The sequence below is a fragment of the Acinetobacter sp. 18QD2AZ41W genome, from assembly GCF_009829025.1.
Classification (GTDB): Bacteria; Pseudomonadota; Gammaproteobacteria; order Pseudomonadales; family Moraxellaceae; genus Acinetobacter; species Acinetobacter pseudolwoffii.
This window is the reverse complement of the sequence record NZ_WURP01000003.1, coordinates 289,216-312,765: the sequence shown is the minus strand read 5'-3', so window position 1 is coordinate 312,765 and position 23,550 is coordinate 289,216. Positions and strand designations below refer to the sequence as shown.

The 23,550-nt window shown below is 43.5% G+C and carries 22 protein-coding genes and 1 riboswitch; of the genes, 8 read left to right on the top strand and 14 right to left on the bottom strand.

The window, feature by feature from the left end:
- Nucleotides 1-10 precede the first annotated feature (10 nt).
- From GVV58_RS07340 to pheS, 3 genes are all read right to left on the bottom strand, one after another.
- The gene (locus GVV58_RS07340; protein ID WP_004783565.1) at nucleotides 11-307 is read right to left on the bottom strand and encodes an integration host factor subunit alpha; all 297 of its coding nucleotides are present in this window, start codon (nucleotides 305-307) and stop codon (nucleotides 11-13) included.
- Nucleotides 304-2,685, bottom strand: coding sequence for a phenylalanine--tRNA ligase subunit beta (gene pheT / locus GVV58_RS07335; RefSeq protein WP_159516261.1), 2,382 nt, complete (start codon nucleotides 2,683-2,685; stop codon nucleotides 304-306). Before pheT ends, GVV58_RS07340 begins: the two co-directional genes overlap by 4 nt.
- A 136-nt stretch (nucleotides 2,686-2,821) precedes the next feature.
- Nucleotides 2,822-3,802, bottom strand: coding sequence for a phenylalanine--tRNA ligase subunit alpha (pheS, locus tag GVV58_RS07330; RefSeq protein ID WP_005095803.1), 981 nt, complete (start codon nucleotides 3,800-3,802; stop codon nucleotides 2,822-2,824).
- A gap of 158 nt (nucleotides 3,803-3,960) precedes the next feature.
- On the opposite strand from pheS, the gene GVV58_RS07325 reads away from it, so the two are divergent.
- A complete protein-coding gene (locus GVV58_RS07325) occupies nucleotides 3,961-4,983 on the top strand; it encodes a hypothetical protein (protein ID WP_100357484.1) in 1,023 nt (340 codons plus the stop codon).
- Nucleotides 4,984-5,438: 455 nt separating this feature from the next.
- Here GVV58_RS07325 and rplT read toward each other — a convergent pair whose 3' ends face one another.
- From rplT to GVV58_RS07300, 5 genes are all read right to left on the bottom strand, one after another.
- Nucleotides 5,439-5,798 (bottom strand): 50S ribosomal protein L20, encoded by a 360-nt coding sequence (gene rplT / locus GVV58_RS07320; RefSeq protein WP_005095799.1) that lies wholly within the window; start codon nucleotides 5,796-5,798, stop codon nucleotides 5,439-5,441.
- Nucleotides 5,799-5,809: 11 nt separating this feature from the next.
- Entirely contained in the window at nucleotides 5,810-6,004 is a 195-nt protein-coding gene (gene rpmI, locus GVV58_RS07315) for a 50S ribosomal protein L35 (protein ID WP_004278281.1), read from the bottom strand.
- Nucleotides 6,005-6,200: 196 nt separating this feature from the next.
- The gene (locus tag GVV58_RS07310) at nucleotides 6,201-6,623 is read right to left on the bottom strand and encodes a YqaA family protein (RefSeq protein WP_159516260.1); all 423 of its coding nucleotides are present in this window, start codon (nucleotides 6,621-6,623) and stop codon (nucleotides 6,201-6,203) included.
- Between the two features lie 7 nt (nucleotides 6,624-6,630).
- On the bottom strand, nucleotides 6,631-6,921 hold the full coding sequence (locus GVV58_RS07305) for a hypothetical protein (RefSeq protein ID WP_005095794.1): 291 nt from the start codon (nucleotides 6,919-6,921) through the stop codon (nucleotides 6,631-6,633).
- Between the two features lie 74 nt (nucleotides 6,922-6,995).
- On the bottom strand, nucleotides 6,996-7,616 hold the full coding sequence (locus tag GVV58_RS07300; RefSeq protein WP_005095793.1) for a glutathione binding-like protein: 621 nt from the start codon (nucleotides 7,614-7,616) through the stop codon (nucleotides 6,996-6,998).
- A gap of 281 nt (nucleotides 7,617-7,897) precedes the next feature.
- Between GVV58_RS07300 and GVV58_RS07295 the strand changes: the two genes are divergently transcribed.
- A complete protein-coding gene (locus tag GVV58_RS07295; protein ID WP_159516259.1) occupies nucleotides 7,898-8,353 on the top strand; it encodes an Hsp20 family protein in 456 nt (151 codons plus the stop codon).
- 103 nt (nucleotides 8,354-8,456) lie between these two features.
- Complete coding sequence (locus GVV58_RS07290) at nucleotides 8,457-9,008, top strand: hypothetical protein (RefSeq protein WP_159516258.1); 552 nt, start codon at nucleotides 8,457-8,459, stop codon at nucleotides 9,006-9,008.
- Between the two features lie 43 nt (nucleotides 9,009-9,051).
- Here the strand turns inward: GVV58_RS07290 and infC are convergent, their stop codons facing one another.
- From infC to GVV58_RS07270, 4 genes are all read right to left on the bottom strand, one after another.
- Complete coding sequence (infC, locus tag GVV58_RS07285) at nucleotides 9,052-9,603, bottom strand: translation initiation factor IF-3 (RefSeq protein WP_064094722.1); 552 nt, start codon at nucleotides 9,601-9,603, stop codon at nucleotides 9,052-9,054.
- A 5-nt stretch (nucleotides 9,604-9,608) separates the two neighbouring features.
- The gene (gene thrS / locus GVV58_RS07280; protein WP_005095787.1) at nucleotides 9,609-11,531 is read right to left on the bottom strand and encodes a threonine--tRNA ligase; all 1,923 of its coding nucleotides are present in this window, start codon (nucleotides 11,529-11,531) and stop codon (nucleotides 9,609-9,611) included.
- A 224-nt stretch (nucleotides 11,532-11,755) separates the two neighbouring features.
- Nucleotides 11,756-12,925: an alanine racemase gene (locus GVV58_RS07275; RefSeq protein WP_159516257.1), complete on the bottom strand. Its 1,170-nt coding sequence runs from the start codon at nucleotides 12,923-12,925 to the stop codon at nucleotides 11,756-11,758.
- Nucleotides 12,926-12,937: 12 nt separating this feature from the next.
- Nucleotides 12,938-14,221 carry a D-arabinono-1,4-lactone oxidase gene (locus GVV58_RS07270; RefSeq protein WP_159516256.1) on the bottom strand — a complete coding sequence of 428 codons (1,284 nt, stop codon included), beginning with the start codon at nucleotides 14,219-14,221 and terminating at the stop codon, nucleotides 12,938-12,940.
- Between the two features lie 233 nt (nucleotides 14,222-14,454).
- Between GVV58_RS07270 and GVV58_RS07265 the strand changes: the two genes are divergently transcribed.
- On the top strand, nucleotides 14,455-16,095 hold the full coding sequence (locus GVV58_RS07265) for an acyl-CoA synthetase (protein WP_005095781.1): 1,641 nt from the start codon (nucleotides 14,455-14,457) through the stop codon (nucleotides 16,093-16,095).
- Between the two features lie 122 nt (nucleotides 16,096-16,217).
- Here the strand turns inward: GVV58_RS07265 and trpB are convergent, their stop codons facing one another.
- The gene (trpB, locus tag GVV58_RS07260; protein ID WP_159516255.1) at nucleotides 16,218-17,462 is read right to left on the bottom strand and encodes a tryptophan synthase subunit beta; all 1,245 of its coding nucleotides are present in this window, start codon (nucleotides 17,460-17,462) and stop codon (nucleotides 16,218-16,220) included.
- Complete coding sequence (locus GVV58_RS07255) at nucleotides 17,443-18,087, bottom strand: phosphoribosylanthranilate isomerase (RefSeq protein ID WP_005095778.1); 645 nt, start codon at nucleotides 18,085-18,087, stop codon at nucleotides 17,443-17,445. The genes trpB and GVV58_RS07255 overlap by 20 nt, the downstream gene beginning before the upstream one ends.
- 144 nt (nucleotides 18,088-18,231) lie before the next feature.
- Nucleotides 18,232-18,441, top strand: a riboswitch (cobalamin riboswitch).
- Nucleotides 18,442-18,479: 38 nt separating this feature from the next.
- Here GVV58_RS07255 and GVV58_RS07250 point away from each other — a divergent pair.
- From GVV58_RS07250 to GVV58_RS07235, 4 genes are all read left to right on the top strand, one after another.
- Entirely contained in the window at nucleotides 18,480-20,300 is a 1,821-nt protein-coding gene (locus tag GVV58_RS07250; protein ID WP_100329208.1) for a TonB-dependent receptor, read from the top strand.
- Between the two features lie 95 nt (nucleotides 20,301-20,395).
- Nucleotides 20,396-20,980 carry a cob(I)yrinic acid a,c-diamide adenosyltransferase gene (locus GVV58_RS07245; RefSeq protein ID WP_159516254.1) on the top strand — a complete coding sequence of 195 codons (585 nt, stop codon included), beginning with the start codon at nucleotides 20,396-20,398 and terminating at the stop codon, nucleotides 20,978-20,980.
- Between the two features lie 142 nt (nucleotides 20,981-21,122).
- Nucleotides 21,123-21,836: a glycerophosphodiester phosphodiesterase gene (locus GVV58_RS07240; RefSeq protein WP_005095772.1), complete on the top strand. Its 714-nt coding sequence runs from the start codon at nucleotides 21,123-21,125 to the stop codon at nucleotides 21,834-21,836.
- Between the two features lie 440 nt (nucleotides 21,837-22,276).
- A complete protein-coding gene (locus tag GVV58_RS07235; protein WP_005095770.1) occupies nucleotides 22,277-23,440 on the top strand; it encodes an acyl-CoA desaturase in 1,164 nt (387 codons plus the stop codon).
- Nucleotides 23,441-23,550: the final 110 nt, after the last annotated feature.

The following is a 23,550-nucleotide window of genomic DNA, read 5'->3' as shown; positions in this document are numbered from 1 at the left end:
AAAAAGCAGATCAGTTGATCTGCTCATTTCCCACACGTTGACGGAACTTCTGTCCCGCACGGAAGGTCACCACACGGCGTGCAGAAATCGGAATTTCTTCACCCGTTTTAGGATTACGGCCTGGACGTTGACGCTTATCACGCAACTCGAAGTTACCAAAACCCGAAAGTTTTACTTGTTCGCCTGAGATCAGCGCTTGGCTAATCTCATCGAAAAACAACTCAACCATTTGTTTTGCTTCACGACGGTTTAAACTCGTGAGCTCACTTAAATGATCAGCCATTTCTGCTTTAGTTAGTGCTGTCATGAAGCCCTCAATGTCGCTTGGTAAGTGTTTTCTAACACTTGAAGGATATTATCCATACCTGATTTAATTTCAGCATCTTCCAGTGTACGGCTTGGATGCTGCCAGAGAAGTGCAAATGCCAGTGAGCGTTTCCCTTCTTCTACTCCTTGTCCAGTGTACACATCGAATAACCACGTCGAGTCTAAAAGTTCCCCACCTGTTTTTTCGATAAGTCCCTGAATTTCGCTAACATTAATCTTATCACTAATTAAAAGCGCAATATCACGTCGAACCGATGGAAAACGTGATAATTCTGTAAAATTAGATACATAAGTTTGCAAAACAGCCGTTTGATCCAATTCTGCCACCCAAGTCGTTGCCAGATCAAGCTCGTCTTCCAGAGAAGGATGTAGACGCCCTAGGTAACCAATTGATTGACCATTCACGAGAATTTCTGCGGATTGACCTGGGTGTAACCAGCTACGCTCTGAACGTACATATTCTACTTTGACACGGCCGGCAGCCAGAATTTCTTCTACATCACCTTTAAAGTCAAAGAAGTCCATTGCAGCAGGTTTAGCATGCCAAGATTCAACATGACGTGAACCGGTTGCAATCAGCGCAAAGGTTGGAATCTGTTTTAAATCATGAATGCTGCTGGCTTCCTGATAGTCAAAACGTAAACCCAGTTCAAAGAAGCGTACACGGCTTTGCTGACGATTAACATTGTACTGAACACAAGGGATCAGACTAGACAATAAGGTAGAACGCATGACAGCCAAATCACTTGAAATTGGATTTGCTAATGCCAATGGATTGATGCTTGGGTTCAATTGTTTTTCAAGTTTCAAATCGGCAAAGCTAAAGCTGATAGCTTCTTGATAACCCAAAGTGACCGCAGTTTGACGCAATTGACCGAGTTCAAACTGATCTTGGTATTTCGCCAACTTCACATCAATCACAGGCAGACTGATTTGAATGTTGTCATAGCCATGAATACGTGCAACTTCTTCAATCAAGTCCTGATAAATCGCCATATCATAACGATGTGATGGCGGAACTACAGACCATTCGCCTTCTGCTTTTACCGTCACCGTGCAACCAAGGCGTGTCAATGCATCAGTAATAAAGTCGCTTTCAACTTTATAACCTAATAACTGATCGACTTGAGCTTGGTTTAATTCAATCGCATCACGTTTTGGCAAAAGTTCAGCTTTTTCCGCCACGGTGATTGGTCCGAATTCACCGCCAGCCAGCTCAGAAATAAGCTGAGATGCACGGTGCATTGCAATTAATGGCAATTCAAAGTCCACACCACGTTCATAACGTTGTGAGGCATCCGTATGTAAACCAAAGCTACGGGCACGACCGGCAATATGTAATGGCGCGAAGAAAGCAGATTCCAGGAAAATTTCAGTGGTTGCATCGCTGACTGCTGAAGACAGGCCACCCATGATACCGGCAATCGCCAATGCTTTTTCGTCATCCGCAATCACCATCACGTTGTCAGAAAGCTCAACTTCTTGCTCGTTTAAAAGCACAAGTTTTTCGTCCGCAGTGGCTTGACGTACATGGACTGCGCCTTGCACCTTAGCAGCATCAAATGCATGTAGCGGTTGACCCAGCTCCATCAAGACATAGTTGGTAATATCGACCAGAATACTGTGCTGACGAATACCTGAACGTGCTAATGCGCGTTCCATCCATACAGGAGTCGCTGCCTTGGTATTGACATTTTTGATCACACGACCTAAGTAACGTGGACAGCCTTCAGTGCTGACTACAACCTGCTTTTCATCAGCAATGGTTGCAGTCACTTCTTTAATTTCAGGCGCAGTCACTGGCAATTGGTTAATCACACCAATTTCACGTGCGATCCCGCGAATGCTGAAACAGTCACCACGGTTCGGCGTGATACTGATGTCAATCACATTGTCATCAAGATCCAGATATTCACGAATGTTGACACCCACAGCTGCGTCGTCTGGTAGCTCTAACAGACCGTCAATTTTATCTTCGAGATCAATCTCAGAAGCGCCGCACAGCATCCCTTGAGACTCAATACCACGTAGCTTGCCTTTTTTGATTTTGAAATCACCCGGCAATACCGCACCAATGGTTGCTACAGGCGCTTTCATGCCTACACGTACGTTTGGCGCGCCACAGACGATTTGTAATGGCTCAGCTGTACCGATATTCACAGTGGTTACACGTAAACGGTCTGCATCTGGATGTTGTTCTACTGTCAGAACTTCACCAACCACTACGCCTGTAAATGCTTTTGCTGCAGGTGCAAGTTCATCGACTTCAAGACCTAACATGGTCAATTGATCAGAAAGTTTGTCGCTATCGATGGCTGGGTTGACCCATGTGCGTAGCCAATTTTCGCTAATTTTCATTGATATAAAACCTGTAATTCAAATCTCTAGAATCCCCCTCTGACTCACCCTTTTCTAAGGGGGAGAACCCCATTTATTTCGTGGAGTCCCTCTCCTTTCTTAAAGGAGAGGTTAGGAGAGGATTAAATAAAAAGTTTTAAGCAAACTGGCGTAAGAAACGCACATCATTTTGGAAGAACATACGTAAGTCGTTCACACCGTAGCGCAACATCGCAAAACGTTCTACGCCCAGTCCGAAAGCAAAACCTTTGTATTTCTCAGGGTCAATGCCGGCAGCTTGTAGCACATTTGGATGCACCATACCGCAGCCCAAAACTTCTAACCAGCGACCGCGTTCATCCATGATATCCACTTCAGCACTCGGCTCAGTGAACGGGAAATAAGATGGACGGAAGCGTACTTTCAAATCTTTTTCGAAGAATTCATTCAGCAGGTTAATCAACAAACCTTTCAGTTCTGCGAAGCTGGTATTTTCAGCCACATACAAACCTTCGATCTGATGGAACATTGGCGAATGGGTTTGATCCGAGTCACAACGATAGACACGGCCCGGACACACGATCTGGATCGGTGGCTGTTGTGTTTCCATCGTACGGATCTGTACACCAGACGTATGCGTACGTAGCAAATGATTTACATCGAAGTAAAAGGTGTCATGCATGGCACGCGCCGGGTGATGCCCCGGAATATTCAGCGCTTCAAAGTTATGATAGTCATCTTCAACTTCAGGACCAGTCGCTACCGTAAAACCGGCTTTGGTAAAGAACTGACAAATACGCTCTTGTACCTGGGTCACAGGGTGGATACTGCCCACCTGTTGACCACGACCGGGCAAGGTAATATCAATGGTTTCGCTTGCCAATTTTTGTTCTAACGCCGCTTTATGCAGTTCAGCTTGACGTGATGTTAATGCAGCGGTAATGGCTTCACGCACAGCATGGATTTGTGCACCGAAGACTTTACGTTGTTCAGGATCCATTTTACCAAGCGACTTAGATTGTTCCGCGAGCTGGCTTTTTTTCCCCGTAAATTGCACTCGTACTTGATCAAGTGCAGCAAGGTCTTCTGCTGCTGCAATCGCAGCGAGCGCTTCAGTGGTCAGGGCTTCCAGTGACATAGTAACTCTCAAAGCAACAGGTTAAAAAATATTTTAAAACCCCACATTCTAACAGTTTTTAGACACTTTGATGAAGATACGTTTTAAGGAAAATTAGATTGGCATGATTAAATATAAAAAGTATAAGATAAACACAATATCAATCAGATCAAATCACTATGGCACTCGATCAAATTTGGAAACAGCAGCTGACCTTGGTCACTTATGGCAATGAGTATCTGACTCAGGACCTGAGTTTCAATCGTTGGATTCAACATTCCATTTTTAATCAGCATCAGTTTGCCTTCCGGGATCTGATGTCACAGCACCTATTGGCCCAGCATTTTCAGATTTGGCTGGAAGGACTGAAAAAACAAGGGGTTCGCCGACTGAGCTTGCATCGCTCGGATTTACTGGTTGATGAAAAAAATCCGAATGCCAATGTCGAGCTGCTACCTCTGGCGCATTTTATCGTCAGCCATGGTGCCAAAGCCAAAACTGCCTGGATTATTGGCAAAGAATTGCCGGAATGGTATAGCGCAGACAATGATTACGAAGCGCCTAAATCGCAGCAATCCCCTTTACGTCATGAAACATTCTGGTGTTATGAGCTGAATCCCAAACTGGCCAAGCGTATTGACACAGATCTGGAAGCACCGAACTGGGACGATATCCAGGCTTATACCAATTATGAGTTATTTGAAAGCAGCCTAGCTCAAGATTTTATAGAACCGGCGTATACCAATCTTCCATACTACGGCACGATACCGGCAATTCAGGCAGATACAGAAAGTCATTTGGCCCTGATTCCAACCGACTATTCAGCTGATTATGCGCATCAGACTTTATACCGGCTAGATGCCTTAAATGAGTTTATTCAAACTAAAATTCAACATCCCTATACGTCAGATGGTGAAGTCCTGAGCCCAGATCAGCAGCTCAATTTACGCCACTTTTCACAAAAAATTGATGATTTAAGTGCCAAATTCATCAGCAAAGTTGCCAACCACTATAAAACTGCACAGCTCACCCCAAAAGTTGCGCCTGACCCATTTGTGGGTATGAGTACCGAACACCGTTCGCCCAAAATATCTAAAGCGGAAAAACCTCAAAATCCGGGCAAATCTAATTCTGCAAATGTACTGACCTTGATTGTGATTACCGTGATTATCTGTCTGATTGGCTACTATTTTGGTCTTTAAGATTTCAGCAAGAAAATATTAACTTCTTGGATAAAACTTAGCCGAATCCAGTGGATATGTCGATATTCGACAGCAGAGATGAGCTTGAAATAATGCTGTCGGTTTTCGCGATGAGTTTTGATCATCCATCAAACAATTGAATCTCGACTCAACCAGGGTTTGATATTTTTTCGATTATTTGAATTTAACCGCAATTATTTTTTACTCAGCGCTCGAGATAATGCTCTTTTTATTGATCAGTAAAGATGGGAATAAAAGGTTAAATTCAAGCAGATTACAGTATTAGTTTCAGCCCATTTTTCTGAAATAGTATCGATGTTGTTATTCGCAAACTTAACTTTTTTTAGTCTGATCGATGGGCGACCATATTTCACGAAAATCGCACATTAGCTATTTCCCATTTTTCAGGCAAAAAAAGACCGCCAAATGGCGGTCTTTTTTCAAGTCATAAAGACTTATGCAGCCAACGCATCTTTTGCTTTTTGAGCAATCGCAGCAAACGCAACTGCGTCATGCATAGCAATGTCAGCAAGAACGCGACGGTCGATGATTACTTGAGCTTTTTTCAAGCCAGAAATCATGCGGCTGTATGACAAACCGTTTTGACGTGCACCAGCATTAATACGTGCAATCCACAAAGCGCGGAATTGACGTTTCTTCTGACGACGGTCACGGTATGCATATTGACCAGCTTTGATTACCGCCTGGAACGCTACGCGGTAAACGCGTGAACGAGCACCATAGTAACCTTTAGCGCGAGCAAGAATTTTTTTGTGACGGCGATGAGCCTGTACACCACGTTTTACACGAGCCATTTATAATCTCCTTAGATGTACGGGCACATACGACGAACTGAAGCAACGTCACTTACGTGAACCATTACACAGCCGCGCAATTGACGAATACGCTTAGCAGATTTTTTGGTCAAAATGTGGCGTTTGAACGCTTGTTTACGCTTAAAACCGTTAGCAGTCGCTTTAAAGCGTTTAGCTGCACCACGGCGAGTTTTCATCTTAGGCATAACAACCTCTTTTGAACACCTGTTCGGCTCGTTTGCACCATTACAAAACGACCTGCAGGTAAGGGAGCGAGTATTCTAAAGCATCTTTGTTTAAAACAAAAGCATCTTCATCCAATAAGCGAATTTAAACAGGATGGTTTTATAATTTCACTTTAAAAATAGTGCGCAAAACGGAATCAGGAAAATCGCTTCAGGTTTAGAACAGGGCAAAAGCCGTATAAATAAACAAATAACGTCCAATTTTCGCCAGGCTAACAATAAGCAAAAATCGGGCAAAGTTTTCTTTCAGTAGTCCTGCAATTAAAGTAATGGGATCTCCAATAATAGGCACCCAGCTCAGCAGCAAAGACCAATAGCCATATTTCTGATATATCATTTGTGCCTTGAGCATCTTGTCTTCTGACACCGGAAACCATTTTTTATTTTTATAATGCTCAATTTTTAGCCCCAGATACCAGTTGACACAGGAACCCAGAATATTCCCCAGACTGGCCACCGCAATTAACAGTGCCACACTATGGCTTGCCTGTACCAAAAGACCAAGCAGCACAGCTTCAGACTGTAAAGGCAGTAATGTCGCTGCACCGAAGGCTGATAGAAAGAGCAGAAACAGGCTCATGCCAGTATTAATGGCTTAAACGCAGTTTTTTCTTGGCTTTGCTATATTCCCAGCTGGACCACAGTACTGCTGCCACCATTGCCATGATCCGTCCCCATTTATACTGCTGGGTAATGGGTTCAATCGCTGCACGCAAAATCTGCTGATCTTTGGTATTGAGAGCAGCAATTACCTGATCAATATGTACAATTTCAGCAATATAAAGCACTAAACATGCAGCAATACCGAAGAGAATACTCCAGTAAATTCGGGTATTGCTTTCAACAATCTTGGTAAAATTCAGAAGAAAATCGTTCATATATCCATCCAATAAAAAACCACCTTAAGGGTGGCTTTATTTATTTAAGGCTATTTTAGCATAAAGGCTGCAGCTTAACTGACCTGTATAGCAAGCGCTTTCTGAACCGCAGGACGTGCATTCAAGCGATCGATATATTTAGCCACTTCAGGATAATCTGCCAGATTAATCTGCTGCCAGTCGTGTCGCAACAACCACGGGAATATCGCCATATCAGCAATCGAATATTCACCAGCCACATAATCCTGCCCGACCAGCTGCTTGTTTAACACGCCATACAGACGTTTGCTTTCATTGACATAACGCTCGGTGGCATAGGCGATACGTTCAGGCGCAAAACGGCTAAAGTGATGATTTTGCCCAAGCATCGGGCCTAGTCCACCCATTTGCCACATCAGCCATTGTTCTACCTGAATACGTTTGATTTCATCTGTCGGATAGAACATGCCGGTTTTACGACCTAAATACTGCAAAATCGCACCCGATTCAAAGATTGAAATCGGCTGGCCATCTGGCCCTTCCTGATCGACAATCGCCGGAATTTTATTGTTAGGAGAAATAGCCAGAAAGTCAGACTGGAACTGGTCATTTTCCAGAATATTAATCGGAAAAATTTGATACTTCAGCCCCATTTCTTCCAAAGCAATGCTAATTTTATGGCCGTTGGGGGTGCCCCAATAATATAAATCGATCATTTTTTTAATACTCCCTGCACTTTATCTATGCCATGATGCATTCAACATAGAGGATTCAGCCAGAAACAACAAGCCTGTATTTCAAAAATATTTTTATATAAATATCATTATCTTAATAAAAATTCATGTATTTTTTTATTTTTTATCTTGAAAATTTTTACAGCAGACACATATTTATTTGTGCATAAGGATTGCGTCAATCTTATGTACTGTCGATGTCTGACATGACAGATCTTATTTTCTTGTTTTTATAACTTTGCTTAATCGAGAAGGTTCTAATCATGAGCAACTTAAATCTTCATCCTCTGTTTCGTCGTAGTATCGGTTTTGATCGCTTGAATGACTTTATTGACTATGCCATGCAAAGTGATGCGCCGAATTATCCCCCGTATAATATCGAAAAGCATGGTGAAAATAATTATCGGATTGTGGTCGCAACTGCGGGTTTCCGTCAAGAAGAACTCGACATTCGTCTGGAAAATAAGTTACTGACCATTTTAGGTAAGCCTGAAAACCAGAGCAATGACAATACCGAATTCTTGCACAAAGGCATTGCACGACGTACATTTAAATTGTCTTTGCGTCTGGATGAATATATTGAAGTACAACAGGCAGATTATGAAAATGGTCTATTGATCATTGACTTGCAACGTATCATTCCAGAAGAGAAATTGCCGCGTCAAATTCCGATTGGCAATAAACTGCTGATCGAAAATGATGAAAAATCAGTTGAATAAGCCGGATTTGACTTAAAAGAAGGGCCCAAAAGGGCCTTTCTTTTTAACTCCAGATTCTCTAAGCTCATTAAAATAATACGCTTTATGATCATAAAAATAAGCTATGAACGCGTCAGAAAAAATCTTGTTTCATCAGAGTAGTCCGATCATGCGCGCTATCGGATATTTACTACTCTGTTATCCGGTTGGCATATTCAGCATTTTTTATTTAAGCAGTCTGCGTAGCAATTCCAGCTTTCTGCAAGGATTGTTATTTTTATGGCAGGAGTCGCCTGGCTTTTATGTTTATATCGTCGGCTTTCTTGGTCTTTCGCTGCTCATGCTGGGAACCAAACTAAAAATAACGTCTCAGGCAATTTATTATACTTTGGCCGGTTTCCGGATCAGCCTCTGCTTAAAACGACACTCGGTACACTATAGCTTTCTGAATCCTCGATACGATTCTCTCAAAGCCCATCTCAAGCGCTGGCTGAGTAGAACTCCAGCGCATGTCATCAGTCAACGCGATGGCACGCTAGATTTTAGATTATGCCAGCCTGGTCTGATCAACCAAATCTGTCTCGGGTTTTTCCGGATTCAATTGTCAATGTTTTCCCGGCAACAGGCTCAACAGATTATGCAGGCCATACAAACTGCTTGGAATTTTAGGGCATAAAAAAAGCCCTGCATCTGCAGGGCTTTGTTCGCTTCATGAGTGCTTACTTTTTCTTTTTAGGACCAAGCAGCATACCCATTTGACGGCCTTCCATTTTCGGCATCTGTTCAACAGTACCGAATTCAGCCACGTCAGCTTCAATTTTTTGCAATTGAGCCAGACCCAACTGTTGGTGCGCCATTTCACGGCCACGGAAACGAAGGGTGATTTTCACCTTGTTACCTTCTTCAAGGAACTTGATGATTGCACGTAGTTTTACGTTGTAATCACCAACATCAGTACCCGGGCGTAGCTTGATTTCTTTCACCTGGACTTGATGTTGTTTTTTCTTCGCTTCTTTCTGCTTTTGCTTAAGATCAAACAAATGCTTGTTGAAGTCCATGATCTTACATACTGGTGGCTCAGCATTGGCTACGATCTCGACAAGATCAAGTTCCACACTTTCTGCTGCGCGCAGGGCTTCAGCTAAGCTTACAATCCCTTTTTGCTCACCATTTTCGTCTACAAGACGGACTTCTTTCGCACGAATTTCATCATTCAAGGCAGGACGGTTTGATTTGTTACCGCCCTGTTGATTACGGTCAGGCTGTTTAATCGCTGTTACTCCACAATGTACCGGCCGCGTTCGGCAACGGCTGCTTTTACTAGGTCAACGAAAGCATCGATTGACATAGTACCCAAATTTTTTCCTGAGCGGGTACGGACGTTTACTGTACCTTCTTCAACTTCCCGGTCCCCAAGTACCAGTAAGTAAGGAATACGCTCTAATGTACGTTCACGAATCTTAAAGCCGATTTTCTCATTTCTCAAGTCAGAAATTGCACGAATACCGTTTTCTTTAAGTTTTGCGACAACTGACTCACATGCTTCTGCCTGAGAATCGGTAATATTCATCACACACGCTTGCATCGGCGCCAACCAAGGTGGCATGAAGCCTGCGTAGTGTTCAATCAGTATACCAATAAAACGCTCAAAACTGCCAAGAATTGCACGATGTAACATTACTGGCTGATCGCGGTCGTTATCTTCTGTGACATAAGACGCATCTAAACGTTCTGGCAAGTTAAAGTCACACTGAATGGTACCACACTGCCAGACACGACCCAGACAGTCTTTCAGAGAGAATTCAATCTTCGGACCATAGAATGCACCCTCGCCCGGCTGAAGCTCCCATTCAAGACCCGCAGCATCTAAAGCATCTGCTAAAGATTTTTCAGCCATATCCCAAAGTTTGTCATCACCGACACGTTTTTCAGGACGCGTTGATAATTTCATTTGTACTTCTTCGAAGCCAAAATCTTTGTATACGTCGAGTGTCAATTTGATAAAGTCTGCAACTTCAGGCCCGATCTGTTCTTTGGTACAGAAGATATGCGCATCATCTTGGGTAAAGCCACGTACACGCATAATGCCGTGTAAAGAACCTGATGGCTCGTTACGGTGACATGAACCAAATTCTGCCAGACGTACCGGAAGATCACGGTATGATTTTAAACCCTGGTTGAACACTTGTACGTGACAAGGACAGTTCATTGGTTTAACCGCGTAGTTACGGTTTTCAGAATGCGTGGTGAACATGTTGTCTGCATAGTTGGCAGCATGTCCTGATTTTTCCCACAGCGTGAAATCAACCACTTGCGGGGTACGGATTTCTTCATAGCCGTTGTCTTGCTGAACTTTACGCATGTATTGTTCAAGTACCTGGTAAATGGTCCAGCCGTTCGGATGCCAGAACACCATACCCGGTGCTTCTTCTTGCATATGGAACAAGTCTAGCGCTTTACCAATTTTACGGTGATCGCGTTTTTCTGCTTCTTCAATACGTTTTACATAAGCTGCAAGCTGTTTCTTGTCTGCCCACGCTGTACCATAAATACGTTGTAATTGTTCGTTTTTCGCATCACCGCGCCAGTAAGCGCCCGAGATTTTAGTCAGCTTGAACGATTTTAAGAATTTGGTATTTGGAACGTGCGGACCACGGCACATATCCAAGTAATCTTGATGGTAGTACAAGCCCATTTGTGTTTCTTCAGGCATGTCGTTGATCAAGCGTAATTTGTATTCTTCGCCACGCGCTGTGAATTCTGCAATCACTTCGTCACGCGGGGTCATTTTTTTCACAACATCATAGTCTTGATCGATGAGCTTTTTCATACGCTCTTCGATGGCTGCCATGTCGTCTAATGTGAATGGACGTGGCATCCAGATGTCATAGTAGAAACCTTCTTCAATGACCGGACCAATGACCATCTTTGCTTCTGGGAACAGTTGCTTAACCGCATGACCCACCAAATGCGCGCAAGAGTGACGAATAATTTCGACACCGGCTTCGTCTTTAGGCGTAATAATTTGTAAGGTTGCATCTTCAGTGATGAGATCAGACGCATCCACTAAACGGTCATTTACACGACCAGCAACGGTATTTTTTGCAAGACCAGGACCAATGCTGAGTGCAACGTCCATCACAGATACGGCTTGATCAAACTGTTTTTGATCGCCATTTGGCAAAGTGATAATTGGCATAAGAAATCCTTAAGGAGTGATGCCCCGTACCATGGAGCATGTCACCGCGAGATTATGATCGAGGAAAACCTCAAAAGATAAAAACGGTGGATAAATAAAATCGATTCGAATTTTACACGGCTTGGCCGCATGATTAAACCTTTTCCCCAATAAAAATCAGATTTACCCCCAAATCTTTCCCTGATCTTTAAAGACTTAGGCTCATCTCTTAATTCAAAATGTGGTTATTCCCGGAAAGTCTGCCACTCAATAAATGTTCTCTCACGATAAACATAGAGCTGGGCAAATTGCGGAATGATGGCTTCACTTTGTGTCGGCCTTAAAAACACATAATCATCGACATGAATATTGCATTGCCTAGGTACCTGAAGCATTTCCTGATTACTACTGTGACCATACAACAGATGCGGCCGGCTTTTTTCAGGATAAATATAATCTGCCTGCCAATAGCCACCATAGATAAACAGTGCTTTATGCCGATGCGGCAAATGATTCAGCATTTCCAGACCCGGAATCTGGCTATAAGACAATACCTTTAAAATCGGTGTGGCAATCCAGAGCGCACATTTTAAAGCGGATAAATTGTCCAGATCGAAGTCACTGGGTTTGAGCAGCATCGAGCCAAAAGCCAGATCATTACAGACACTCTGCTGGCAATGCTGCATAAAGGTCGGACTGCCACCACCGTTAAAACACAAATCTGCCCGCCATAAATCTGGGAATTGCTGCTGAATAGTATTTTTATATTGTTGATAAATCTGCTGCGATTGCTGATAACTTCTTTCGGGGCTTTTCAAAATATTCGGCAATTTGGCGACATGTGCATCATAGCCCATCAACCCTGAAAGCCTGAGAGCGTCGGGATATTGCTGAATGAGTTTGAGTAAGGCTATTAACTGTTGCTGACTACTCACCCCACCACGATGTAAGCCGACATCAATTTCAATATTGATATTTAACTGAAGATTAGATTCTTGAGCGAATTGCAGATATTGCTTCAAGCGCTTTATGTCATCGATCAGCCATTGAATATTGCTTTGATCATTTGCTTTATTTTGTTCAGGAACGTTTTGATAAAAACCTTGTACCGCATGAATTGGCATCGGTTTACCCAGCAAGATATCAGCCTGTTCAAATGCTCTCATCATTTCTAAAAGATGGGGTAAATGAAATACCATAAATCGTCGGGTATTCAGCTTTTCACTGGCCAGTTTGAGTAGCGGGATACTGGCTAGAGACTTCACCACCAGACGCGGCTTGAGCTGCGCAGGGATTTTTGCCTGTACAATCTCCAGATTCTGCTGATATTGAACCAGATCCAGAATCAGTTGCGGTGTACCAGTTCCCTGCTGCTGCAAATCTTGGGTCAGTTGCTGAAAATACTTCGATTGCATAATTCGCTCCTGCTATTCAGACAAAAATAATTGTTTTAAATAGGGATTCAGCCATTTTTGCTGCGGATCCAGTTGCTGGCGCAATCTCATAAAATCCTCCCATTTTGGGTAGAGATCACGCAGCGAAGCGGCTGTCATGCTGTGCAACTTTCCCCAATGTGGCCGTCCCTGATACTTCTGAAAAATCGGCTCGACCAGATCGAAAATAGCTCGGCAATCCTGTTTATAAAACTGATGAATCGAAATCGAAACCGAATCACGCTGATAAAAAGGACTCAGCCAGATCTCATCGGCTTTGACATAACGAAACTCGACTGGAAAGAACATCGGCACTCGATGTTTGCGTAAAACACGCAGAACCTCGTCCAGACACTGCAAGCCGGAATCGACCGGAAGCTGATATTCCATTTCATTAAATCTGGTCTGACGCGGAGTCGGAAAAATCCGGGATGACCAATCCACATAACAACTCGGTTTAACAAAAACACCCAATAATTTTTGCAGATAAGGATTAGATGCAGGAATAAATCGGGTCAATTCAGAACACAAAGTCAATAACGCATCTTCAGATGGCCAGTTCTCCTGCCTTGGCTGAATTTCATCATTCGTTTCATCCAGGGTTTTTAGCATGACCTGATCAGAATGAAGAAAAGCCCAAAATTCAATATGCCGGTGCTGATGTTTCCATTGATCGATATGCGCAAATATGTCTTTTAATGGACACAGCCGAATCTGTTCTTTTAATTTATAGCGCGGACGATTTTGCAGGGTAATTTTGGTCAATATCCCCAGACTACCTAACGCCACACGCCCCGCTTGGAAGATGTCCGCATTTTGCTGACGATCACATTGCAACAGCTCTCCATCTGCAGTCAGCAATTCAAAACCGTCCACAAAAGCAGATAAACAGGGTAAATCGATGCCGGTGCCATGCGTTCCCGTGGAAATCGCTCCCGCCAGACTTTGCTGATCAATGTCACCCTGATTGGGTAAAGCTTGATTGATCGGGGCAATATATTCACCTAAATCATATAAACGCGTACCAGCGTGCACGGTACATTGAACTTTTGCCTCATCCAAAGCCACCACACCTTTTAAATGATCGAGATGAAGCAGCACATCATTGGTTTTAGCCAAAGCACTAAATGAATGCCCCGCACCTACTGCACGAATCTTTGCCTGTGACTTCACCAAACCTTGTAATTCGCTTATTTCTCTGGGCTGAAAAACTTGAGGAGCGCTGTGCTGACTCCCTGACCAGTTTCGCCAGACTGCATTCGCCTGTTGTATTTTCATTATTATTCTCTGGCTCATATTATTTTACTGACTCAATTAGAGTAAAATACCTAAAAAATCAAATATGGGAACCCACGGGTTCAAAAAAATCAAATAGGGCTAAATATTTTAATTAATATTCAATGACTTAAAATTTATATTAATTTACTCGACTAAAGCATAAATGCAAGATTTCGAAGAAGTGCATATCTTTTCAAAAGGATATGAAAATAACGATACAACGGAGTTTTACCATGGTTAGCGCATACGATGAATTACCGCGTACCCCCGCAAATTTTGTAGCCTTGTCACCTTTACGCTATCTAGATCGTGCAGCTTATATCTATCCGAATCAAAATGCGATTATTCATGGTCAGCGCCGCATTACCTGGCGTGAGAAATACAATCGCTGCCGTCAGTTTGCCAACCAACTCCAAAAATTAGGCATCGGTAAAAATGATACCGTGTCTGTCCTGCTGCCTAACGTCCCTGCCATGATTGAAGCGCACTTTGCTGTGCCGATGGCAGGTGCGGTACTCAATACCTTAAATACCCGTCTGGATGCCAAGACGCTCGCCTTTATGCTGGAACATGCTGAAAGCAAAGTCTTATTGGTCGACCCTGAATTTACAGCGCTTGCGACCGAAGCACTGGCGCTGGTTTCACAAGAGATCTATGTGATTGATGTGGCCGATGCAGAGTTTGAAGGTGAAGACAGCCGTATTGGTCAAATCGAATATGAAGACTGGATTGCCCAAGGCGATGCAAATTTTGACTGGCATTTGCCTCAAGATGAATGGGATGCGATTAGCTTAAGTTACACCTCTGGAACCACGGGTAATCCGAAAGGTGTGGTTTATCATCACCGCGGTGCCTACATTAATGCAGCCAGTAATATCATTGCTTGTGGCATGATGCCTCGCGCGACCTATTTATGGACACTGCCACTGTTCCACTGTAATGGCTGGTGCTTTGCATGGACTATGGCGGCCAACGGCGGAACCAACGTCTGCCTGCGTAAAGTCGATGCCGAACTGATTTTCAAACTAATTGCTGAACATAAAGTCGATTACTTCTGTGGCGCACCGATTGTCCTGTCGATGCTGATCAATACGCCTGAAGAGAAAAAGACCAAAATTGACCATCGTGTCGAAGTCATGGTGGCGGGTGCTGCCCCGCCGGCTGCAATTATTGAAGGCATGCGTAATATCGGAATTAACGTCACACATGTCTATGGCTTGACTGAAACCTACGGCCCTTCTGCGCTCTGTGCATCACAGGCCGGCTGGAGTGATTTGTCTATTCAGGAACAGGCGCAATTGCATTCACGTCAGGGTGTGCCATATCCGCTACAAGATGGTATGAAAGTGCTTGATCCTGACACCATGCAGGAAGTTCCGCATGATGGTCAGACCATGGGTGAGATCATGTTCCGTGGCAATATCGTGATGAAAGGTTATTTGAAAAATCCGGAAGCGACCGCAGAAGCCTTTGCCGGTGGCTGGTTCCATACCGGCGATCTGGCCGTGTGTCAGCCTGATGGCTATGCCAAGATTACCGACCGATCTAAAGACGTGATTATTTCCGGAGGGGAAAATATTTCCTCGCTAGAAGTCGAAGAAGTGCTGTATCAGCATCCTGCCATTTTAACGGCAGCTGTTGTGGCCAAGCCGGATCCACGCTGGCAGGAAGTACCATGTGCCTTTGTAGAACTTAAAGCAGGACAAACTGCAACAGCGGAAGAGATTATGGAATTCTGCAAACAGCATCTGGCACGTTTTAAAGTGCCTAAAGATGTTGTGATTACCGAAATTCCAAAAACCTCGACCGGAAAATTGCAGAAATTTGTTTTACGCGAATGGGCCAAAGAACGCGCTGAAGGTGAGTTTTCTTAATTCCATACCAATGTGTTTTTTCAAAATCTACTCAATAAAAAATCGTGCCAAGTTTTCTTAGCACGATTTTTTTAACTTACTTTCTCCAAACCTATCCCATAGGAAGAGGCTGATCAGAACAGTTACATCTCAACCATTTCCACGCCATCAATACGTGCTACAGTCATCAAGTCTTTATCACCACGACCTGAAACCGTCGCAATAATGATTTGATCCTTGTCCATGGTCGGTGCAAGTTTGGTCACGTATGCCATGGCATGTGCGCTTTCTAGCGCCGGAATAATGCCTTCAATCTTGGTCAAGTCGCGGAAACCTTGTAAAGCCTCCTGATCATTGATCGGCACATAGTTCACACGTTCCATATCTTTCAGGAAGCTATGCTCTGGCCCCACACCCGGATAGTCCAGACCGGCAGAAATTGAATGGGTTTCAATGATCTGACCTTCTTTATCCGACATCAGGTAAGTCCGGTTACCATGCAGTACACCGACATGTCCGGCATTTAACGGCGCAGAGTGCTTACCAGTTTCAATACCCAAACCTGCTGCTTCTACTCCATACATTTGCACATCTTGATCGTTCAGGAATGGATAGAACAAGCCCATTGCATTGGAACCACCACCAACACAGGCTACCAAGGCATCAGGCAGACGACCAGCTTGCTCCTGAATCTGACGGCGTGCTTCACGGCCAATAATCGACTGGAAATCACGTACCAGCTGCGGATATGGATGTGGGCCTGCCACGGTACCAATCACATAGTAAGTTGAATCGACATTGGTTACCCAGTCACGCATGGCTTCGTTCATGGCATCTTTCAAGGTTTTAGAGCCACTTTGTACAGGCACAACTGTCGCACCGAGCAAACGCATACGGTACACGTTCATGGCCTGACGTTTGACATCTTCAGCGCCCATAAATACCACGCACTCAAGACCTAAACGTGCTGCAATTGTGGCGGTTGCTACACCATGCTGACCGGCACCTGTTTCGGCAATAATACGTTTTTTACCTGACAATTTTGCAAGCAAGGCCTGACCAATAGTGTTGTTGACCTTATGCGAACCGGTATGGTTCAGGTCTTCACGTTTCAGATAAATTTGCGCACCACCCAACTCTTTCGACCATCGTTCAGCATGATATAAAGGACTCGGACGACCGACGTAAAACGCCAGATCACGGTCAAATTCTGCCAAAAACTGTGCATCATCTTTCATACGGAAGTAGAGCTTTTCCAAGTCTTCTAAAGCCGCCATGAGTGTTTCTGACACAAAACGTCCGCCATGAATACCGAAATGCCCGCGTTCATCCGGGAATTGGGTATAGTCAACTGCCTGACTGTTCTGGCTAGTACTTTGCTGATCCACGATGGACTCCTTGCATAAAGCGTTCTATGAGTTGTTGGTCTTTAATACCTTTTGCGGACTCGACACCGCCACTCACATCTACGGCATAGGCCTGTGTGGTGAGAATTGCCTGTTCGATATTGTCAGGATTTAAACCGCCTGCCAAGATCAAGGGAATATCAAGTTTGGGAAATGTCTCCCAATCGAAGCTGTGGCCCGTACCACCTTTCAGATCAGGATGCCATGCGTCTAACAGAACTGCACTCGCGCCAGCATCTTGATAACGTTGAATTTCTACAACTACATCCAGATCAGGTTTGACCTGAATGGCCTTGTACCAGCGGCGTCCGACCTGTTGAGCGATTGTCTGACATTGTTCCGGCGTTTCATCACCATGGAATTGCACAATATCAAGATGAACCGTTTGCAAGATATCCTGAATCTCATTAGCTGAATGATTCACAAACAGTCCAACCACTTGCACATAAGGTGCAATGGCTTGAACCAGTTGAGCAGCTTGCTCTGCTGTAACAGCTCGGGGACTCGGTGGATAAAATACGAATCCTATCGCATCTGCACCTGCGTTCACCACAGCATGAACATCTTCGACTCGGGTGATTCCACAAATTTTGGCACGGGTTCGCATATTATGTTGGCTCTATATCTACCAATGTATTGAACAATCTATAAGATTGGGGCAAATCATTGTAATGCAATTTTCCTGACTTGCGTAAAGTTCATCCGGATTATTCTTGATGCAGATTGTTTATAAGGCATACAAACTTTATACTGCGCTCACTTTGCAGCAAGTCCAAGCCTTCAGGCTTTAGGGAAGCTGGTGTAAATCCAGCACTGCCCCCGCAACGGTAAAAATGAAACGTCTATCAATTTAAACTCTTCGGTTTACGCCACTGCATATTTTATGTGGGAAGGTGAATAGGCAAGTAGATTGATCTACTACATTTAAGTCCGGATACCTGCTTACTGCGTTCTATCACTCAATCATTCACGGGGAAGTGAATGTATGGAGCATTTATCATGTCAATTTCTTTTCAACCTACTGCCTTAGTAGGTGCAATCGCGCTTGCGTTGGGTAGTACATCCACTGCTTATGCCAATCAACCCACGACTGCAACAACTGCTTTAGATACTATTGTGGTCACTGCCTCACGTAGTGAACAAAATCTTAAAGATGTACCTGCACGTTTAAATGTGATTGATGAAAAAACCATTCAACAATCACCTATTGCTGATTTACCTTCACTTTTAACCCAACAAGCCGGACTATCAGTTAAGCAACTTGGTGGCTACGGTCAACAAGCTTCAGTTTTTTTACGTGGTAGCAATGCCGCGCACACCTTAATTTTACAAGATGGTATGCGCTCTAATACAGCAACTGTTGCAGGTACCAATTTACATTTAATTGATAGTGCAGACATTAAGCAAATTGAAATTCTAAAAGGTCCTGCATCGGTACAGTATGGTACTGATGCGATTGGTGGTGTCATTCAACTGATTTCACAGACACCCACAACACATGGTGCATTTACCAGTATCGAGCTGGGTGAAAATAGCACCTATAAATCAATTGTGGGAGTTGATGCTGCTGAAAATGGCTATTACGCCCAAATTCGTGGACAACGCCTAGAAACAGATGGTGAGCAAATTATTAGTAACCAAGCAAAAAAAGCAGGTTTCGATCAAAAAGGCTACTCAGCGAAGCTAGGCGTTGATCAAGACAACTTTGGATTGTCCGCTGAATTTAAAGAAAATGAAGGTCACGGCGACTATTTCTCTTATGGTGCAGCACAGGCTTATGATTTTACCAATCGCCTTTACAACCTCAAAGGCAATCTCAAGCTCAATCCAAATTTAGTCTGGGAAACACGTCTATCCAAATTTGAAGATGAATACGCAGTTGTACAAAGTGATTACCCATCTACTGTGATCACTGAACAAGAAGAACTTGATTCTAATATTCAATGGCAAATCAATTCTGCACATAAACTACTTGCAGGCGTGCATTACAACAAAACCGAAGCTGAAAGTGTCAATACCTTTAAAGATGACAACGACAGCACGGGCTATTATGTACAGCACCAATATCAAAATGATGTCATCAGCACTCAAGCAGGTGTTCGCGTTGAAGATAATCAGCAATTTGGCACCCATACTGTGGGACAAGTTGCTGCTCGCTATCAGTTGAGTCCTGCATCGAGTATTTATGCCAATGTTGGTACAGCATTTCGCGCCCCTGTTGTGGGACAGATTATTAGCGAACCCGTTTGGTGGGGTGGTAATCCTGACCTAAAACCAGAAGAAAGTGTATCTTATGAGATTGGTTTTGATCATTTGATCAATCCATCAGTAAGCTTATACGGTTCTGCTTTTCACACCCAAGTCGACAATGTCATGGTTTCAGGTGCATTAACCAATTGGGTATTTGAAAACATGGGCAGTGCAACCTTTAATGGTGCCGAACTGGGTTTAAAATGGACACAAAATGACTTCTATGCCAACGCTGAATATGCCTATATTCAAGCCAAAAATGATGATGAAGATAAAGATTTGCCAAATCGCCCACGCCAAAATTTCAATCTAAGCTTGGGTTGGGATAATGGTCACTATGGTGCATCTACATCTTTAGTGGCCAAAGGCAAAGCTCAAGATAGTCTCGATGTTCCGGGCTATGCAGCGATTGACATGAATGCCTATTGGCAAGTCAATCCTCATTTAAAAACCTTTGTGAATATTCGTAATGTCGGTGACACCCAGTACAAAACTGCAGTGAATGATGCCACGTCTTATTATATTGCCAGCGGTCGCTTAGCTTCTATTGGTATGACTGCAAAATACTAAGCCAAGCACATTTTAAATAAATACTTTTGAGAATCATGTCATGGCTATGGCATGATTCTTTTTTATATTCAAGATTTACACACCAAGGAATTGTGATGGGACACCGTTTAAGTAAAATTTATACCCGTACCGGCGATGCAGGTACCACAGGTTTAGGTGATGGCTCACGCGTTGCCAAAGATGATTTACGTATTGATGCGCTTGGTGATGTCGATGAACTGAATGCCGTGATTGGTGTACTTCGCTCACACATTGCTTTAAGTACAATTGAGGACAAAGCCAAGTGGGATAAATCTCTTAGCTTAATTCAACACTGGTTATTCGATTTAGGTGGTGAAGTCTGTATTCCCGGCTTTAATCTTGTCTTACCAGTATCGATTGAATTTTTAGAAAATGATATCGACCGTATGAATGAAAGCTTACCGATGCTGAAAGACTTTATTTTACCTGCGGGAACCATGGTCTGTAGCCTTGCCCATCAAGCACGTGCAGTCTGCCGCCGGGCAGAACGTAGCGTGATGTCAGTCCACTCTCGCGACCAGAATATTCAGGCAGCGTCGCTACAACTGCTGAACCGTTTATCAGACTGGCTATTTGTAGCATCGCGCACCTTGCAACGCAGCGAGGGCGGTTCAGAAGTGCTGTGGCAAAAAAATATCAATGACAGCATCGAAAACTAGAATTATTTCTTGATTCTAAATCTAAAAATACGCGTCAGATGTATCTTGATTTTACAGTGCATCTGACGACAATAAGCCTTATCATCTTTTTGTCACATAGCACGCATACAATGAAATCAACTTCTCAATTTATGGGCAGTCTATGCGCATAATTGGTCATCGTGGTGCACGTGGCGAAGCCCCTGAAAATACCCTAGGCGGTTTTCAATATATTCAAGACATCGGTATTCGCGCCGTTGAGTTTGATGTGCGTCAGCTCAAAGACAATGCCTTAATCATCATGCATGATGATGATTTTGTGCGAACCACAGGTTTGCAAAAGCATTTATATGAATGCAATCGTCAAGATCTTGCACACTATAATCATGCTGTGACCTGGTCAGACTGGAATAAAGTCGAAGCCACTCCCCTTTTAAATCAGACCTTAAATGTCATTCGAGACTTTGAGCATATTGAAGTCGAAATCAAAAGTGTCGATTCCGAAGCTGCGGCTGAGAAAATTGCACTGGGCGTTGCACAGCAACTGCAAGGCTATGAGCAGGCGGCCATCATTACCAGTTTTGATGCCAAAGTCCTGCAAGCCTTCAAACAGCAAAATTCCCGGCTAAAACGCGGTTTACTCATCGAAACCGACCTAAAATATCAAGCGATTGATCAGGCGCTAGAACTGGATTGCTGTCATATTGGCTGGATGAATGAGCTGGCCAGCAAAGACCTGATTCAGGCCACCCAGGCTGCTGAATTGAATATCAGTGTCTGGACGGTCAATGATGTGAGCCGAGCCAAAGAGCTGCGTGATTGGGGAATTCAAGGGCTGATTACCGATTACCCAAAACTGATGCTGCAGCAACTCTAAAAAACAGCCTGATTATTGATCAGTTCAAATCGTTTTATTTAAGACAGCTCGATTTCATGTCAAGCTATTAAAGCGTGTCTGACTTTTAGATTGATTCGACTTGAATGTTAAATTAATTTTCTATGAGATATATTCTGCAAATTTTCTGGCAATATTGTAGAAATGATGAACAGTTAAATCGCTTAATATTAGCCCAATTAAATAGTCTAAAAGACCGATAATCCTCAGTCACTTAGTCGGAAATCAAGCCCCGTCTAGACTGGCAAAATGGTCGTTTTTGCCCTACTTATCCTGTTACTGACAAGTACAATACAACCGTACAATAATGCTAGTGATGCTATAGGCCACATGCTAATATAAACAAGATAGGCTGCTGTTAAAATCAACAGTGGTTTCTGCTTTTTGTTAAACCTTCCGAGGTTCTAGGAGTGCTGTTGGAGATGAATGCTCCCTTACCCAAAGCCCCCATTAACTGGATTGCGGTGTTTGCATTGGTGTTATTACCCATTGTCGCCCTGATTGCAATTCCGTTATATGCGTATCACCATGATTTTAGCGCCGCCGCTTGGATCAGCATGTTTGTTTTACTGGGCGTAAGCAGCCTTGGCATTACAGCAGGATACCATCGCCTGTGGGCACATCGTGCTTATGAAGCCACTCTACCATTAAAAATCATCTTAATGATTATGGGTACATTTGCTGTACAGAATAGTATCTTGTTCTGGGCATCTGGTCACCGTACTCATCATCGTCATGTCGATGATGTGGATCAAGATCCGTACTCGATCAACAAAGGTTTCTGGTATGCACATATCGGCTGGATGTTACGTGATTATCCATCAGGTGTGGCAAACTATAAAAATGCGCCAGATCTGTTAAAAGACAAAGTCGTCATGTTTCAGGACAAATACTATATTCCATTAGTGATTGCCGTTCATGCTGCTATTTTGCTTCCAATTGGCTGGGCAGTCGGCGATGTCTGGGGAGTCTTGCTGCTGGGTGGATTAGTGCGTTTAATCCTAAGCCATCATGTGACTTTCTTCATCAACTCGCTGTGTCACATGTGGGGTAATCGTCCTTATACCGACGAAAACACTGCACGTGACAACTTCGTACTTGCGATTGCCACCTGGGGTGAGGGTTATCATAATTACCACCACATTTTCCAGTACGATTACCGTAATGGCGTGAAATGGTGGCAATACGATCCAACCAAATGGTTGATCTGGACCTGCTCTAAACTGGGTTTAGCCAAAAACTTACGTCGTATTCCTAGCTTTAATATCAAAAAAGCGGAACTGGCGATGAAGTTTAAATATGCTGAACAGGATCTTGCGGTCTATGGTCATGATGTTTCTGAAGACATCATTACTGTGAAAACCAAGATTGCACAGGAATATGATGCCTTTACCCAAACTTTAAATGACTGGGCCAAACTGAAAGAGCAAGAAATTCAGGTGAAAAAGGCTTCTATGGCAGAAAAAATTCACCAGATGGATGACAAACTGAAAGTTGAATTCCAGCTGGTTGAACAGCGTTTATCCCATCACCGGGCAACCTTGAATCTACTGGTTCGTAATTTGAAAAAATCAGCAGTATCTTAATAAAAACTGCTCACAAAAAAGCCCCAATCGGGGCTTTTTTATGTCTGAAAGATAACTTGAACTCTCGTTTATACAACAGTTTTCTACAGGCAACTTTGTTATAGTCAAGG

Excerpts from the sequence above, each read along its gene's own strand:
- pheT (WP_159516261.1), bottom strand. The coding sequence starts at position 2,685 with ATGAAAATTAGCGAAAATTGGCTACGCACATGGGTCAACCCAGCCATC.
- GVV58_RS07340 (WP_004783565.1), bottom strand. The coding sequence starts at position 307 with ATGACAGCACTAACTAAAGCAGAAATGGCTGATCATTTAAGTGAGCTC.
- GVV58_RS07245 (WP_159516254.1), top strand. The coding sequence starts at position 20,396 with ATGGGACACCGTTTAAGTAAAATTTATACCCGTACCGGCGATGCAGGT.
- pheS (WP_005095803.1), bottom strand. The coding sequence starts at position 3,802 with ATGTCACTGGAAGCCCTGACCACTGAAGCGCTCGCTGCGATTGCAGCA.
- GVV58_RS07275 (WP_159516257.1), bottom strand. The coding sequence starts at position 12,925 with ATGCAATCGAAGTATTTTCAGCAACTGACCCAAGATTTGCAGCAGCAG.
- GVV58_RS07290 (WP_159516258.1), top strand. The coding sequence starts at position 8,457 with ATGAACGCGTCAGAAAAAATCTTGTTTCATCAGAGTAGTCCGATCATG.
- rplT (WP_005095799.1), bottom strand. The coding sequence starts at position 5,798 with ATGGCTCGTGTAAAACGTGGTGTACAGGCTCATCGCCGTCACAAAAAA.
- GVV58_RS07310 (WP_159516260.1), bottom strand. The coding sequence starts at position 6,623 with ATGAGCCTGTTTCTGCTCTTTCTATCAGCCTTCGGTGCAGCGACATTA.
- GVV58_RS07250 (WP_100329208.1), top strand. The coding sequence starts at position 18,480 with ATGTCAATTTCTTTTCAACCTACTGCCTTAGTAGGTGCAATCGCGCTT.
- GVV58_RS07270 (WP_159516256.1), bottom strand. The coding sequence starts at position 14,221 with ATGAAAATACAACAGGCGAATGCAGTCTGGCGAAACTGGTCAGGGAGT.
- thrS (WP_005095787.1), bottom strand. The coding sequence starts at position 11,531 with ATGCCAATTATCACTTTGCCAAATGGCGATCAAAAACAGTTTGATCAA.
- GVV58_RS07295 (WP_159516259.1), top strand. The coding sequence starts at position 7,898 with ATGAGCAACTTAAATCTTCATCCTCTGTTTCGTCGTAGTATCGGTTTT.
- GVV58_RS07255 (WP_005095778.1), bottom strand. The coding sequence starts at position 18,087 with ATGCGAACCCGTGCCAAAATTTGTGGAATCACCCGAGTCGAAGATGTT.
- GVV58_RS07305 (WP_005095794.1), bottom strand. The coding sequence starts at position 6,921 with ATGAACGATTTTCTTCTGAATTTTACCAAGATTGTTGAAAGCAATACC.
- GVV58_RS07325 (WP_100357484.1), top strand. The coding sequence starts at position 3,961 with ATGGCACTCGATCAAATTTGGAAACAGCAGCTGACCTTGGTCACTTAT.
- GVV58_RS07265 (WP_005095781.1), top strand. The coding sequence starts at position 14,455 with ATGGTTAGCGCATACGATGAATTACCGCGTACCCCCGCAAATTTTGTA.
- GVV58_RS07240 (WP_005095772.1), top strand. The coding sequence starts at position 21,123 with ATGCGCATAATTGGTCATCGTGGTGCACGTGGCGAAGCCCCTGAAAAT.
- GVV58_RS07235 (WP_005095770.1), top strand. The coding sequence starts at position 22,277 with ATGAATGCTCCCTTACCCAAAGCCCCCATTAACTGGATTGCGGTGTTT.
- rpmI (WP_004278281.1), bottom strand. The coding sequence starts at position 6,004 with ATGCCTAAGATGAAAACTCGCCGTGGTGCAGCTAAACGCTTTAAAGCG.
- GVV58_RS07300 (WP_005095793.1), bottom strand. The coding sequence starts at position 7,616 with ATGATCGATTTATATTATTGGGGCACCCCCAACGGCCATAAAATTAGC.